The sequence below is a fragment of the Pseudomonas sp. PL-6 genome, from assembly GCF_054110165.1.
This window is the reverse complement of the sequence record NZ_CM134189.1, coordinates 4,965,294-4,979,439: the sequence shown is the minus strand read 5'-3', so window position 1 is coordinate 4,979,439 and position 14,146 is coordinate 4,965,294. Positions and strand designations below refer to the sequence as shown.

Sequence of the window (14,146 nt, the reverse complement as noted above, 5' to 3'; positions counted from 1 at the left end):
CGGCATAAGCCTTGGGTGCGCGCGCGCGGATGGCTATGCTAGGCGCAACCCCGATGGAGTGATTGCCCGTGAAAGTGATGAGCGCCCTGTTGCTGAGCCTGTCGTTGTGCCTGCCCGCCCTGGCCGAGGAGGGGCAGAAGGAAGAAGCGCCGCAGACGCTCTATTACAACCTGGTGCCGGCACTGATCGGCAACCTCGGCGACGGCGGCAATCGGCTGAAGTTCTTCAAGGCCGACGTGGCCCTGCGCGTCAGTGGCGCCGAGGCCGAGGCGCGGATCAAGCACCACGACCCGCTGATCCGCCATCAACTGGTGCTGCTGTTCTCCGCCCAGACCAGCGAAACCATCAACGCCCCCGACGGCCGCGAGAAGCTGCGTCAGGAAGCGCTCAAGCAGGTACAGCAGGCGCTCGAGGCGGAGGAGGGCAAGCCGGTGGTGGAAGACCTGCTGTTCAACAACCTGATCATCCAGTAGCGCTCATTCCGGCGTCGCCGCGGGCTGCCACAGGCAGGTGCGGTTGCGCCCCTCGTGCTTGGCCCGGTACAGCGCCTGGTCGCCCTGGGCGAGCAGCTCGCCGGGCGCCTCGTCGCTGACCGGGTCGACCACGGTCAGGCCGATGCTCAGGCTCAGGCGCCCCAGCGGGCTGGCCGGATGGGCGATGTCGAGGTGGGCGATGGCCGCGTGGATGCGCGCGGCGACGTGTTCGCCACCCTCCAGGCCGGTGTTGGCGAGGATGATCGCGAACTCCTCGCCGCCGTAGCGACAGGCCACGTCGCCTTCGCGCTGCAGGCTCTCCTGCAACACCGTGCTGACCTTGCGCAGGGCGTCGTCGCCGGCCAGGTGGCCGAGCGCGTCGTTGTAGGCCTTGAAGTGATCGATATCCAGCATCAGCAGCGCCAGCGGCGCGCCGATCCGTCGCAGGCGACGCCATTCGGCCTGCAGCTGCTGGTCGAAGTAGCGCCGGTTGTACAGCCCGGTCAGGCCGTCGAGCTGCGACAGGCGCTGCAGCTGGGCCTCCAGTTGCAGGCGCTCGCTGTTGTCGCGCGACACCGCGATCAGGTACTCGCGGCCGTGCAACTGCACCAGCTGGGTGTTGATCTCGGCCGGCTGGCGGCTGCCGTCGCGGCGGATCAGCTCGCGCTGGAAGATTCGCGAGAGGTTGTCGCGCTGCGCCTGGCGCGCCTGCTCCAGCCAGCGGTGAAAGCCGGGCAGCAGTTTTTCCGGGTCGTCGCGCAGCAGCTGGGCGAACTGCTCGGGGCGATAGCCGAGGCTGGCGTAGGTGGCCTGATTCATGTGCAGCAGCTCGCGGCTGGCGCTGTCGAAGATGAACAGGCCGTCATGGCTGGAGTCGGTCAGGTCGAGCACCAGCTGCAGGCGTTCGCGGTTCTCCGACAGGCGCTGCTCGGTTTCCTCGCGGCGCGTCGCCTCCACCTTGAAGCGCCGGTTGGCCACCTGCAGGGCGTGGGCGCGCCGGCTGTTCTCCAGGGCCAGGGCCAGGGCGGCGACCAGCAGCAGGCTGATCGCCAGGCCGGCGCCCAGCACCACGCCGGGTAGCGGCGTGTTCAGCTGCGCCAGCAGTTGCGCGGTGGGGCTCAGGCGCAAGCTGAAGCCGCGGTTGTTGAGCAGTTGCAGGTCGACTCGCTGGCTCAGCCCCGGGGCGCCGTCGACCTGGCCGTGGCGAAACAGGCTGTGGCCGTTTTCCAGCAGCTCCAGGTTGAAGGCGTCGCGGTCGATCTGGCCGAGCAGCTGCTGCATCAGCGGCTCGACGCGAAACACCCCCTGGAGGAAACCGTCGAACACCCGCGCGCCGCCCTCGTCGCGGTACAGCGGGGTGTAGAGGACGAAGCCGCGGCCGCCCTGGACCAGCTCGAAGCTGTTGGAGAAACGCTGCTCGCCGCTGTCGCGCGCCTGCATGGCCAGCGGGTAGTTGGGGTGATCGGCGGTGAGGCGAAAGTTCAGCGCCGCCTCGTTGCCGGCCAGCGGCAGCAGCCAGCGCATGCGCAGGTCGTCGCCGACCCACTGGATCGATTGATAGGCGGGGAAACCGCGCAGCGCGTGGGCCACCTCCTCCTCCCAGCTGGCCCGCGGCAGCCGGCCCAGGCTGTTCCACAGACGGGCGATGCGTTCGAGGCTGGCGACCTCCAGGTGCAGGGTGCTTTCCAGCTGGCGGGCCAGGCTGCGCGCCTGGTAGCCGAGGCGCTCCTCCAGACGCTGCTGCCGCTCGCCCTCGAGCTGACGCCAGAGCAGCACGCTGGCACTGCTCAGCACCACGAGGAGGAGGGCCAGCGCCAGGCGCGCCGGCCAGGCGGAAAGTGCCGGCATGGGCGGACTCCGAAGGCTTCCTTGTGGTGATAGCACAGTGCCGGCTGCGACTCAACGCATGGCGAGAATCGCCGCCCATTCGGCCGCGCCCACCGGCATCACCGACAGCCGGCTGCCGCGCTGCACCAGCGCCAGTTCGGCCAGCAGTGGATTGTTCTTCAACTGCGGCAGCGGCAGCACATCGGCGAAGGCCTCGACGAACTCCACGTCCAGCGCGCTCCAGGGATTCTTCTCGGCGCTGGCCTTGGCGTCGAAGTAGTGGCTATGCGGCTCCAGCGCGGTGGGGTCGGGGTAGGCCGGCCCGGCGATGCGGCCGATACCGGCGATACCCGGCTGCGGGCAGCTGGAGTGGTAGAAGAAGAACAGCTCGCCCGGCGCCATGGCGCGCAGGAAGTTGCGCGCCTGGTAATTGCGCACGCCGTCCCAGCGCGCACGGCCCAGGCGCTGCAGGTCGTGGATGGATAATTCGTCGGGTTCGGACTTCATCAGCCAATAAGGCATGAACTTTGCTCCTGCAGACCGGTCCGTAAGCGGACGCTCGTTTGAGTGGAGATCTCCGACGGCCGGTTGGCGCCGGAAATTGCACAGTGCTCGGCACTGGCGGAAAATGCCCGGCTTAACGCTTGGCGACGTCGGATTGCATAAAACAATAACGCCGCGATCAACGTGCGCAGTTGCCTTGAAGGGGGAGGCAATAGATGAAACGCAAGCCAGATCTTTTGTGGGTTCTCGTAGTGCTGTTCAGCCTGGGCGTGGTTACCACGGGTTACACCCAGAGCCTTTGGGAGCGTCAGCAGGACGTCCCGGTCAATGTAACGCAGCAGCCCTGAGTTTCGGGTCGCCAGCTTCCAGCGCCGCAGGGAACGCGGTGCCACTTCCCCGCCTTCAGTACCAAGCCCTGTCCGTTACCGTCGCCTGCAAGGGCACGTCCCAGCTGGCCAGCGCCAGTTCGTCCACCCGCTGACATTCGTGCGCCAGGCCCAATAGCGTCGGCTTGTGCCAATTTTTGCGCCTGTGCAGGTAGGCCAGGCTGCGGTCGTAGAAACCGCCGCCCATGCCCAGGCGGCCGCCGCGCGCGTCGAAGCCCACCAGCGGCAGCAGCACCAGGTCCAGCGCCCAGACCTTGCGCTGGCGCGCCGGCTGCGGGCGCGGCTCGAGGATGCGGAAGCGATTGCCGGCCAGTTTCTCGTGCCGGGTGACGCGCTGGAACACCATCTTGGTGCGCGGCCAGGCGCTGAGCACCGGCAGGTAGGTGCGCTTGCCGCGCTTCTGCGCAGCGGCCAGCAGCGGCCGTGGATCGATCTCGCCGTCGGTGGGCAGGTACAGGGCGATATCGCGGGCGCGGCGAAAGCGCGGGTGTTGCGCCAGCTGGCGATACAGGTCGCGGGCGGCGCGGCGTTGCTGGCTGCGGCTGAGGCTGCGGCGGCGCTGACGCAGCAGGCGGCGCAATTGCGGGCGACTGGGGGCGGCGCTGGCGGTCATGAATGGAGGCTGCGGAGCGGAGCGCGGCGGCCCGGGTGGGCGCTGGCTGAAAGGATGACTTCCCGGCGTGCCGCTGTCGGTTTAGCCCTTGAACCCGAAAGTTCAAGGTGGAGGATGCAGGAGGCGTTAAGGCTTTCCGTCAGGCGGACATGCACACCGGCCCCAACATGCAACCCCCGTGGTTGTGCGTATCGGCTCAGGGACATCCCCAACTGGCGCACACCCCAGGAAGTGGCGGCCAGTATACCCGAACCCCGCAGCCGAGGGGCGGTCTGCGACGAAGTGGCAGGCATGGCGGCTCAGGAGGCCTGGTCGTCGGCCAGTGCCTGGTCGACGCGATCGAGCAGGTCGCGCACCTGCTGGCGCGTCGAACTGGCGTCCTGATCCAGGCGTTGCTGCTTGTGCAGCAGGTCGTGGGTGATGTTCAGCGCGGCCATCACCGCCACGCGGTCGGCGCCGATCACCTTGCCGCTGGTGCGGATCTCGCGCATCTTGCCGTCGAGGTAACGGGCGGCGCTTTCCAGGTTGGCGCGTTCGTCCTGCGGGCAGGCGATGCAATATTCTTTGTCCAGGATATGGACGGTCACGGTGTTCGACTGGGTCATGTGTCCTGCTCCAGGGCTTTGAGGCGCGAAATCATCGATTCGACCTTGTGCCGGGCCAATTCGTTCTTTTCGATCAGATGGGCGCGTTCCTCGCGCCAGGCCTGTTCATTCGCCAGCAGGAGTCGGTTGTGAGCCTTGAGCTGCTCGACGCGCTGGATCAGCAGTTCCAGCTTGGCGGTCAATACGTGCAGATCGGCGTCTTCCATGGGCTCTCGCTTCGGGAGGGAATGGCTGGACTATATAGGCGTGTCGCGGCGGCGGGTCAAACCCTGGCGGCCGCGGCGTGACGAACACGTCGCGGGCGCCCCGGCGGCCTCGGATGGTCTTGGCGCGCCTGCCGGTGCTAGGATACGAGGCCTCCATTCTAGAGATTGCGCCGCCTGGCGCCTAGCTATCTATGTCGACTCCCAGCTCCCCCTACGCCGCCTTCGCCGCCCTGCTGAGCAGCGCCGGGCATTCCGTTTCCCCCGCCGAACTGCACGGCCTGCTGCTCGGTCGCAGTTGCGCCGGCGCCGGCTTCGAGGCCGAGGCCTGGCTGCTCGACGCCGCCGAGCTGCTAGGCAGCGAGCCGCAGGACAACGTGCGCCAGGCGCTGATCGGCCTGCAGGAGATGGTCAAGGGCGAGCTGTGCAGCGAAGACGTCACCGTGGTCCTGCTGCTGCCGGACGACGAGGCGCCGCTGGCGCAGCGCGCCGTCGCCCTCGGCCAGTGGTGCCAGGGCTTTCTCGGCGGCTTCGGCCTGACCGCCCGCGACGGCGCGCTGAGCGGCGAGGCCATGGAAGTGTTGCAGGACCTGTCCGCCATCGCCCAGGTGCAGAGCGCCCTGGAGGAATCCGAGGACGGCGAGAGCGATTACATGGAAGTCATGGAATACCTGCGCGTGGCGCCGCTGCTGCTGTTCGCCGAGTGCGCCAAGCCCGCGGCGCCTGCGGCCAAACCCTCCCTGCACTGAGTTATTCCGGAGCCCGTCTTGATCAGCATCCCCAAGTCCGAGTATGCCCGCCGGCGCAAGGCGCTGATGGCGCAGATGGAGCCCAACAGCATCGCCATCCTGCCGGCGGCGCCGGTGTATATCCGCAACCGCGACGTCGAGCACATCTACCGCCAGGACAGCGACTTCCAGTACCTCACCGGCTTCCCCGAGCCGGAAGCGGTGATGGCGCTGATCCCCGGTCGCGAGCATGGCGAGTACGTGTTGTTCTGCCGCGAGCGCGACCCCGAGCGCGAGCTGTGGGACGGCCTGCGCGCCGGCCAGGACGGCGCGATCGCCAACTACGGCGCCGACGATGCCTTCCCCATCGGCGACATCGACGACATCCTGCCCGGCCTGATCGAGGGGCGCGAGCGCGTCTACTACGCCATCGGCTGCAACCAGGAGTTCGATCACCGGCTGATGGAGTGGATCAACCATATCCGCGCCAAGGCCCGCCAGGGCGCCACGCCGCCCAACGAGTTCGTCGCCCTCGACCACCTGCTGCACGACATGCGCCTGTACAAGTCGGCCGCCGAGGTGAAGGTGATGAAGGAGGCCGCCGAGATCAGCGCGCGCGCCCACGTGCGTGCCATGCAGGCCAGCCGCGCCGGGCTGTTCGAGTACCACCTGGAAGCCGAGCTGGATTACGAGTTCCGCAAGGGTGGGGCGAAGATGCCGGCCTACGGCAGCATCGTCGCCGCCGGCAAGAACGCCTGCATCCTGCACTACCGCGAGAACGACGCGCCGCTCAAGGACGGCGATCTGGTGCTGATCGACGCCGGCTGCGAGATCGACTGCTACGCCAGCGACATCACCCGCACCTTCCCGGTCGGCGGCAAGTTCTCCGCCGAGCAGAAGGCCATCTACGAGCTGGTGCTGGCCGCGCAGGAGGCCGCCTTCAAGGAGATCGCCCCGGGCAAGCACTGGAACGAGGCGCACGAGGCCACCGTGCGGGTGATCACCGCCGGCCTGGTCGAACTCGGCCTGCTCGAGGGCGAGGTCGAGGCGCTGATCGCCAGCGAGGCCTACAAGGCCTTCTACATGCACCGCGCCGGTCACTGGCTGGGCATGGACGTGCACGACGTCGGCGACTACAAGGTCGGCGGCGAGTGGCGCGTGCTCGAGCCGGGCATGGCGATGACGGTCGAGCCGGGCATCTATATCGCCGTGGACAATGAAAAGGTCGCCAAGAAGTGGCGCGGCATCGGCGTGCGCATCGAGGACGACGTGGTGGTGACCAAGAGCGGCTGCGAGATTCTCACCAACGGCGTGCCCAAGACCGTCGCCGAGATCGAGGCGCTGATGGCCGCCGCGCGCAGTCAGGCCGCCTGAGCCGATGAATCGCGTGCAGTTGGCGATTATCGGTGGCGGGGCTGTTGGGAGACGGCTCGGTGCCAGCCTGGCCCTGACGGCGGGACTGCGTTGATGGCGCGGGTACAGCTGGCCATTATCGGCGGCGGCCTGGTCGGCGCGAGCCTGGCCCTGGCGCTGCAGGACACGGCGCGCCAGCGCGGCTGGCACATTGCCCTGATCGAACCCTTCGCCCCCGGCAGCAGCTATCAGCCCAGCTACGACGCGCGTTCCACCGCGCTGTCCTACGGCAGCCGGCTGATCTACGAACGCCTGGGCCTGTGGCAGGCCATCGCCCAGCGCGCCGAGGCGATCCTGCAGATTCACGTCTCCGACCGTGGCCGTTTCGGCGCCGCGCGCCTGCAAGCCATCGAGGAAGGGGTGCCGGCGCTCGGCTACGTGGTGGAGAACGCCTGGATCGGCCATTGCCTGTGGCAGGCGCTCGATGCCGAGGTGGTGCAGTGGTACTGCCCGGCCGAGGTCACCGGGTTGCAGCGTCTGGACGACGGCTACCGCCTGAGTCTGAGCGACGAGCGCCAGCTCGACTGCGACCTGGCCGTGCTGGCCGACGGCGGCCGTTCCGGCCTGCGCGAGCAACTGGGCATCGGCGTCAGTCAGCGGCCCTACGGGCAGAGCGCGCTGATCGCCAATGTCACTCCGCTGGAGGCCCACCGCGGTCAGGCCTTCGAGCGCTTCACTGACGACGGGCCGATGGCCCTGCTGCCGCTCACCGACAACCGCTGCGCGCTGGTCTGGACCCGCGCCGCCGCCGATGCCGAGCGCCTGCTCAGGCTGAACGACGCGGCCTTTCTCGCCGAGCTGCAGCAGGCCTTCGGTTACCGCCTGGGCGCCTTGCGCCAGGTCGGCGCACGCCATCTCTATCCGCTGAGCCTGGTCGGGGCGCAGGAGCAGGTGCGGCCGCACCTGGTGGTGCTGGGCAACGCGGCGCACAGCCTGCACCCCATCGCCGGGCAGGGCTACAACCTGTCGCTGCGCGACACCCTGGCGCTGGCCGAGGTGCTGCAGGCCGCCACCGCGCCGCTCGGCGACTTCGCCACCCTGCAGGGCTACCTGCAGCGTCAGCAACTGGACCAGCAACTGACCCTGGGCTTCTCCGACCGGGTCACCCGGCTGTTCAGCAATGCCCAGCCGCTGCTGACCGCCGGACGCAACCTCGGGTTGCTCGGCCTCGACCTGCTGCCGCCGGCCAAGCGCTGGTTCGCTCGCCAGGCCATGGGCCTGGGGACGCGCAATCTGTGACTGGCCCCGCGACACCCTACTCATGATTGACGCAGGAATGGATATGCGCGCGGATCTGATCATCGTCGGTGCCGGTATGGTCGGCAGCGCCCTGGCGCTGGCCCTGGAGCACAGCGGCCTGGAAATCCTGGTGGTGGACGGCAGCCCGCTGCGCCTGGCGCCGTTCGACCCGGCTGCCGCCTTCGAGCCGCGGGTCAGCGCCCTGTCCATGGCCAGCCAGCGCATCCTTGCACGCCTCGGCGCCTGGGACGGCATCGCCGCGCGGCGCGCCTGCGCCTATGGCGAGATGCGCGTGTGGGACGGCAGCGGCACCGGCAGCATCCATTTCGCCGCGGCCAGCGTGCATGCCGAAACCCTCGGCCACATAGTCGAGAACCGCGTGGTGCAGGACGCCCTGCTCGAGCGTTTGCACGACAGCCAGCTCGGCCTGCTGCCCGGCGCGCGCCTGGAGCAGTTGCGCCGCAGCGGCGACGACTGGCTGCTGACCCTGGAGGGCGGCCGCCAGCTACGCGCGCCGCTGCTGGTGGCGGCCGATGGCGCCAACTCCGCGGTGCGCCGCCTGGCCGGCTGCGCCAGCCGCGAGTGGGATTACCTGCACCACGCCATCGTCACCAGCGTGCGGGTCGAGCGCCCGCACCAGGCCACCGCCTGGCAGCGCTTCACCGACGACGGCCCGCTGGCCTTCCTGCCGCTGGCCGGCGCGGCGGGCGAGCACTGGTGCTCGATCGTCTGGTCGACCCTGCCGAGCGAGGCCGAGCGGCTCATGGCACTGGACGATGCAGCCTTCTGCATCGAGCTGGGCAAGGCCTTCGAGCACCGCCTCGGCCAGGTGCTGCATGCCGACCGTCGCCTGTGCATCCCGCTGCGTCAGCGTCATGCCAAGCGTTACGTCGAGCCGGGGCTGGCGCTGATCGGCGACGCCGCGCATACCATCCACCCGCTGGCGGGGCAGGGGGTCAACCTGGGTTTTCTCGACGCCGCGGTGCTGGCCGAGGTGCTGCTGCATGCCGCCGAGCGTGGCGAGAACCTGAGTGAGGAGCGCGTGCTGAGTCGCTTCGAGCGCCGGCGCATGCCGCACAACCTGGCGATGATGGCGGCGATGGAGGGCTTCCAGCGCCTGTTCCAGGCCGACCCCTTGCCGGTGCGGCTGCTGCGCAACGTCGGCCTCGATCTGGTCGATGGCCAGGCCGAGGCCAAGGCGCTGTTCGTGCGTCAGGCGCTGGGGCTGAGCGGCGACCTGCCGGAGCTGGCGCGCGCCTTGTAACACTCGTTGACTTTTGTTGACGTATTTACGTTGAGAAGGCAAATAACATTCACTACTATTCAGCCACTTTTTTCATCCACAAGAGGCTGGTCCCATGAAGGCTCGCAACGCGCTGCTCGCTGCATTCACCCTCGGCACCCTGGCAAGCGCCGTCCAGGCCGCCGATGAGGTGGTGGTCTACTCCGCCCGTATCGACGAGCTGATCAAGCCGGTATTCGATCTCTACACCGAGAAGACCGGGGTCAAGGTGAAGTTCATCACCGACAAGGAAGCCCCGCTGATCGCCCGCCTCAAGGCCGAAGGCGCCAACACCCCGGCCGACCTGCTGATCACCGTCGACGCCGGCAACCTCTGGCAGGCCGAGCAGGAAGGCGTGCTGCAGCCGACCAAGTCGGACCTGATCGCCGCCAATATCCCCGCCCAGTACCGTTCCAGCAGCGACAGCTGGACCGGCCTGTCGCTGCGCGCGCGGACCATCTTCTACTCCACCGAGCGGGTCAAGCCGGAAGAGCTGTCCACCTACGAAGCGCTGGCCGACAAGAACTGGGAAGGCCGCCTGTGCCTGCGCACCAGCAAGAAGGTGTACAACCAGTCGCTGACCGCCACCCTGATCGAGACCCACGGCGCCGAGAAGACCGAGCAGATCGTCAAGGGCTGGGTGAACAACCTGGCCACCGACGTGTTCGCCGACGACACCGCGCTGCTGCAGGCCATCGACGCCGGCCAGTGCGACGTCGGCATCACCAACACCTACTACTACGGCCGTCTGCACAAGCAGCAGCCGGATCTGAAGGTCAAGCCGTTCTGGCCGAACCAGAACGACCGTGGCGTGCACGTCAACCTGGCCGGCGCCGGCGTGACCAAGCACGCGCCGCACCCGGAGCAGGCCCGCAAGCTGCTGGAGTGGATGACCACCCCGGAAGCGCAGAGCATCTTCGCCGGCGTCAACCAGGAATTCCCGGCCAACCCGGCAGTTGCGCCGTCCGAGGAAGTGGCCGCCTGGGGCAGCTTCAAGGCCGACTCCATCGCCACCGAAGTGGCCGGCAAGCGCCAGGCCGAAGCGACCATGCTGATGGATCGCGCTGGCTGGCAGTAAGCTGCTGGCGAGAGCGCCGCGGGTGCGTCACGGCGTACCCTCGGTGATCCGCGCTGCTGCCGTTATACTTCGACGCCCCGCCCAGCCGGGGCGTCGTCTTTTCCGCCGTCGAGGAATCCGCGTGCCGCATCCCGTCCAGCGTCGCTGGTACCCCATCGTCTTCGCCGTTGCCCTGCTGGTGCTGTTGCCGCTGTCGGTGCTGCTGCTCAGCTGGCACGAGGTGGACGCGCAGATCTGGGCGCACCTGTGGCAGACGCAGATGGCGCGGCTGATCGGCAATACCCTGACCCTGGTACTCGGCGTCGGCATCGGCGTGACCCTGCTCGGCGTCAGCCTGGCCTGGCTCACCAGCCTCTGCGAGTTTCCCGGGCGGCGCTGGCTGGACTGGGCGCTGATGCTACCCTTCGCCATTCCCGCCTACGTGCTGGCCTTCGTTTTCGTCGGCCTGCTGGATTTCGCCGGGCCGGTGCAGAGCCTGCTGCGCGAGTGGTTCGGCAGCGGCCTGCGCCTGCCGCGGGTGCGCTCCACCGGCGGGGTGATCATCGTCCTGGTGCTGGTGTTCTACCCCTACGTCTACCTGCTCGCCCGCGGCGCCTTCCTGGCCCAGGGCAAGGGCCTGATGGAGGCCGCGCGAGTGCTCGGGCAGAGTCCCTGGCAGGCCTTCTGGCGCGTCGCCCTGCCCATGGCGCGGCCGGCCATCGGCGCCGGCCTGGCCCTGGCGATCATGGAGACCCTGGCCGATTTCGGCGCGGTGTCGGTGTTCAACTTCGACACCTTCACCACCGCCATCTACAAGACCTGGTACAGCTTCTACAGCCTGACCAGCGCCACCCAGCTGGCCAGCCTGCTGCTGCTGGCGGTGGCCCTGGTGCTCTATGGCGAGCGCCGCGCCCGCGGCGCCGCGCGGCCGGCCAACGAACGCCCGCGCGGCCAGGCGCTGTACCAGCTGCACGGCTGGCAGGCGTTCGCCGCCAGCGCCTGGTGCGGCCTGGTGTTCGCCTGCGCCTTCGTCATTCCGCTGCTGCAGCTGCTGGTGTGGTTCTGGCAGCGCGGCCGCTTCGACCTCGACGAGCGCTACGCCGGGCTGATCCTGCACAGCCTCTACCTGGGCGGCATGGCGGCGCTGATCACGGTCGCGGTGGCCATGCTGCTGGCCTTCGCCCGGCGCCAGGCGCCGACCCGCGGGGTGCGCGTCGGCGTGGCCCTGGGCAATATCGGCTACGCCCTGCCGGGCTCGGTGCTGGCGGTGGCGATCATGCTGGCGTTCAGCTTCCTCGACCGCGAACTGGTGATTCCGCTGTCCGGCGCCCTGGGCGGCGCCGGCAAGCCGCTGTTGCTGGGCAGCCTGGCGGCGCTGCTGGTGGCCTACCTGATCCGCTTCATGGCGGTGGCCTTCGGCCCGCTGGAAACCAGCCTGGCGCGCATCCGCCCGTCGCTGCCGGAGGCCTCGCGCAGTCTCGGCGTCGGCGGCGTCGGCCTGTTCTTGCGGGTCTATCTGCCGCTGCTGCTGCCGGGCACCCTGTCCGCTGCGCTGCTGGTGTTCGTCGACGTGCTCAAGGAAATGCCGGCCACCCTGCTGATGCGCCCCTTCGGCTGGGACACCCTGTCGGTGCGGGTATTCGAGATGACCAGCGAAGGCGAATGGGCGCGCGCAGCGTTGCCGGCGCTGACCCTGATACTGGTCGGCCTGCTGCCGGTGATCCTGCTGATCCGCCGTTCGGCGCGGCGGATCGGCTAACCGAGGGCGACCTTCGGTCAGGATGACCCCTGCCGACCTTGCGGCTACAATGCGCGCCATTCGCGAGCCGGGTAACCCGGCAAGATTCGTCTAGAAGCGTAGCCGAGGCCGCCAGTGCAAGGCGCAACGACCAGCGGGAGTAACAGCCGTAAGGCTGGCCCGAAGGGCGAGCACCAGTGAGTAAAGCGGGAGAGAAAGCGGAATGTACTTTTGTACATGAGCATTTCGAACCCGCTTTCAACGCAGCAATGGCAACGCAGGTAGCTTCTAGGTGGTCTGAATCGCTTCGCCAAGCCCGGAAGGAGAAACCCATGGGACAGCGTACCCCCCTCTATGACCTGCATCTGGCGCTGGGCGCCAAGATGGTCGATTTCGGCGGCTGGGACATGCCGCTGCACTACGGCTCGCAGGTGGAGGAGCATCATCAGGTGCGCCGCGAGTGCGGCGTGTTCGACGTCTCGCACATGTGCGTGGTGGACGTCGCCGGCAGCCAGGCGCAGGCCTATCTGCAGCGCCTGCTGGCCAACGACGTGGCGCGCCTGGAGGGCGTCGGCAAGGCGCTGTACAGCGCCATGCTCAACGAGCAGGGCGGGGTGATCGACGACCTGATCGTCTACCTCACCAACTCTGCTTCCCAGGAGCAGGGCTACCGCCTGGTGGTCAACGCCGGCACCCGCGACAAGGACCTGGCCTGGATGCACGCCCAGGCCGGCGATTTCGCCGTCGAGCTGCGCGAGCGCCGCGACCTGGCCATGCTCGCCATCCAGGGCCCGCGCGCCCGCGCCCGCGTCGCCGAGCTGGTGACCCAGGCGCGCGCCGCGCTGATCCACGAACTCAAGCCGTTCCAGGGCCTGCCCGAGGGCGACTGGTTTATCGCCCGCACCGGCTACACCGGCGAGGACGGCCTGGAGATCATCCTGCCGGCCAGCGAAGTCGTCGCCTTCCTCAACGAACTGGTCGGCGCCGGCATCGCCCCCATCGGCCTCGGCGCGCGCGACACCCTGCGCCTGGAGGCGGGAATGAACCTCTACGGCCAGGACATGGACGAGAGCGTCTCGCCGCTGGCCGCCAACCTGGCCTGGACCATCGCCTGGGAGCCGGCCGCGCGCGACTTCATTGGCCGCGCCGCACTGGAGGCGCAGCGCGCCGCCGGTTGCCCGAGCAAGCTGGTCGGCCTGGTGCTGGAGGAGCGCGGTGTGCTGCGCGCGCATCAGGTGGTGCGCGTCGAGGGCATCGGCGACGGCGAGATCACCAGCGGCAGCTTCTCGCCGACGCTGAACAAGTCCATCGCCCTGGCCCGCGTGCCGGCGGCCACCGGCGAGCGCGCCGAGGTGGAGATCCGCGGCAAGTGGTACCCGGTGCGGGTGGTCAAGCCGAGCTTTGTACGTAACGGCAAAACCCTGATCTAAGAACCTGTCTACGATCTGCTGCGCGCCGGCCCTGCTGCGTTAAAAACAGGCTCGGAATGCTCATTTACAGCTCGTAAACTCCGCTTCCTCGCCCGTTTTTGCCTTGCATGGCTCTAGCTCGCGAGATCGTAAACAGGTTCTGAATCTTTTTGGCCACGGCGCCGGCTTTCGCTCCCGCCGCGGCCTGCTAAATTGTCCTGACGGCCCGCTTGCCGTCATCGCTTACGAGGAACGACACATGAGCAATATTCCCGCCGATCTGCGTTACGCCGCCAGCCACGAGTGGGCGCGCCTGGAGGCCGACGGCAGCGTGACCGTGGGCATTTCCGACCACGCCCAGGAAGCCCTCGGTGATGTGGTGTTCATCGAGCTGCCGGAACTCGGCAAGCAGCTGGACGCCGGCCAGGAAGCCGGGGTGGTGGAGTCGGTCAAGGCCGCCTCCGACATCTACGCGCCGATCGGCGGCGAGGTGATCGCGATCAACGAGGCGCTGGCCGACAGCCCCGAGAGCGTCAACAGCGACCCCTACGGCAGCTGGTTCTTCAAGCTCAAGCCGAGCGATGCCAGCGAGCTGAACAAGCTGCTCGACGCCGCCGCCTACCAGGCCGCTGCCGACGCCGATTCCTGATCGGCGGCAACGCCCAGAGA

At 68.4% G+C, this 14,146-nt stretch carries 15 protein-coding genes and 1 other RNA gene; 10 read left to right on the top strand and 6 right to left on the bottom strand.

Annotated features, from left to right (window positions below):
• Positions 1 to 68: 68 nt before the first annotated feature.
• A complete protein-coding gene (locus ACW9UL_RS21900) occupies positions 69 to 473 on the top strand; it encodes a flagellar basal body-associated protein FliL (RefSeq protein ID WP_457788276.1) in 405 nt (134 codons plus the stop codon).
• 3 nt (positions 474 to 476) lie between these two features.
• On the opposite strand, the gene ACW9UL_RS21895 is transcribed toward ACW9UL_RS21900, so the two are convergent.
• Together ACW9UL_RS21895 and ACW9UL_RS21890 are read right to left on the bottom strand one after the other, a co-directional pair.
• Complete coding sequence (locus ACW9UL_RS21895) at positions 477 to 2,321, bottom strand: sensor domain-containing diguanylate cyclase (protein ID WP_457788275.1); 1,845 nt, start codon at positions 2,319 to 2,321, stop codon at positions 477 to 479.
• Between the two features lie 51 nt (positions 2,322 to 2,372).
• The gene (locus tag ACW9UL_RS21890; RefSeq protein ID WP_457788274.1) at positions 2,373 to 2,822 is read right to left on the bottom strand and encodes an EVE domain-containing protein; all 450 of its coding nucleotides are present in this window, start codon (positions 2,820 to 2,822) and stop codon (positions 2,373 to 2,375) included.
• A gap of 197 nt (positions 2,823 to 3,019) precedes the next feature.
• Between ACW9UL_RS21890 and ACW9UL_RS21885 the strand changes: the two genes are divergently transcribed.
• On the top strand, positions 3,020 to 3,151 hold the full coding sequence (locus ACW9UL_RS21885; protein WP_021443354.1) for a hypothetical protein: 132 nt from the start codon (positions 3,020 to 3,022) through the stop codon (positions 3,149 to 3,151).
• A gap of 55 nt (positions 3,152 to 3,206) precedes the next feature.
• On the opposite strand, the gene ACW9UL_RS21880 is transcribed toward ACW9UL_RS21885, so the two are convergent.
• From ACW9UL_RS21880 to ACW9UL_RS21865, 4 genes are all read right to left on the bottom strand, one after another.
• On the bottom strand, positions 3,207 to 3,803 hold the full coding sequence (locus ACW9UL_RS21880) for a 5-formyltetrahydrofolate cyclo-ligase (protein ID WP_457788273.1): 597 nt from the start codon (positions 3,801 to 3,803) through the stop codon (positions 3,207 to 3,209).
• Positions 3,804 to 3,858: 55 nt separating this feature from the next.
• A non-coding RNA gene (gene ssrS / locus ACW9UL_RS21875) (6S RNA) lies at positions 3,859 to 4,037 on the bottom strand.
• Positions 4,038 to 4,102: 65 nt separating this feature from the next.
• A complete protein-coding gene (locus ACW9UL_RS21870; protein ID WP_004373294.1) occupies positions 4,103 to 4,408 on the bottom strand; it encodes a cell division protein ZapA in 306 nt (101 codons plus the stop codon).
• Complete coding sequence (locus ACW9UL_RS21865) at positions 4,405 to 4,614, bottom strand: TIGR02449 family protein (RefSeq protein ID WP_004373292.1); 210 nt, start codon at positions 4,612 to 4,614, stop codon at positions 4,405 to 4,407. The genes ACW9UL_RS21870 and ACW9UL_RS21865 overlap by 4 nt, the downstream gene beginning before the upstream one ends.
• Before the next feature lie 191 nt (positions 4,615 to 4,805).
• On the opposite strand from ACW9UL_RS21865, the gene ACW9UL_RS21860 reads away from it, so the two are divergent.
• The 8 genes from ACW9UL_RS21860 to gcvH all read left to right on the top strand — a co-directional run bounded on the left by ACW9UL_RS21860 (position 4,806) and on the right by gcvH (position 14,126).
• Positions 4,806 to 5,360: a YecA/YgfB family protein gene (locus ACW9UL_RS21860; RefSeq protein ID WP_021443352.1), complete on the top strand. Its 555-nt coding sequence runs from the start codon at positions 4,806 to 4,808 to the stop codon at positions 5,358 to 5,360.
• 18 nt (positions 5,361 to 5,378) lie between these two features.
• Entirely contained in the window at positions 5,379 to 6,713 is a 1,335-nt protein-coding gene (pepP, locus tag ACW9UL_RS21855; RefSeq protein ID WP_457788272.1) for a Xaa-Pro aminopeptidase, read from the top strand.
• Positions 6,714 to 6,806: 93 nt separating this feature from the next.
• Positions 6,807 to 7,991: a 2-octaprenyl-6-methoxyphenyl hydroxylase gene (gene ubiH / locus ACW9UL_RS21850; RefSeq protein WP_457788271.1), complete on the top strand. Its 1,185-nt coding sequence runs from the start codon at positions 6,807 to 6,809 to the stop codon at positions 7,989 to 7,991.
• A gap of 43 nt (positions 7,992 to 8,034) precedes the next feature.
• Positions 8,035 to 9,255: a 2-octaprenyl-3-methyl-6-methoxy-1,4-benzoquinol hydroxylase gene (locus tag ACW9UL_RS21845; protein WP_457788270.1), complete on the top strand. Its 1,221-nt coding sequence runs from the start codon at positions 8,035 to 8,037 to the stop codon at positions 9,253 to 9,255.
• A 94-nt stretch (positions 9,256 to 9,349) separates the two neighbouring features.
• The gene (locus ACW9UL_RS21840) at positions 9,350 to 10,351 is read left to right on the top strand and encodes an extracellular solute-binding protein (protein WP_021444808.1); all 1,002 of its coding nucleotides are present in this window, start codon (positions 9,350 to 9,352) and stop codon (positions 10,349 to 10,351) included.
• A gap of 121 nt (positions 10,352 to 10,472) precedes the next feature.
• A complete protein-coding gene (locus ACW9UL_RS21835) occupies positions 10,473 to 12,089 on the top strand; it encodes an ABC transporter permease (RefSeq protein ID WP_457788269.1) in 1,617 nt (538 codons plus the stop codon).
• Positions 12,090 to 12,400: 311 nt separating this feature from the next.
• Positions 12,401 to 13,498, top strand: a complete 1,098-nt coding sequence (gcvT, locus tag ACW9UL_RS21830) for a glycine cleavage system aminomethyltransferase GcvT (RefSeq protein ID WP_457788268.1) — start codon at positions 12,401 to 12,403, stop codon at positions 13,496 to 13,498.
• A 238-nt stretch (positions 13,499 to 13,736) separates the two neighbouring features.
• The gene (gene gcvH / locus ACW9UL_RS21825) at positions 13,737 to 14,126 is read left to right on the top strand and encodes a glycine cleavage system protein GcvH (RefSeq protein WP_021445357.1); all 390 of its coding nucleotides are present in this window, start codon (positions 13,737 to 13,739) and stop codon (positions 14,124 to 14,126) included.
• The last annotated feature ends 20 nt before the right edge of the window (positions 14,127 to 14,146 follow it).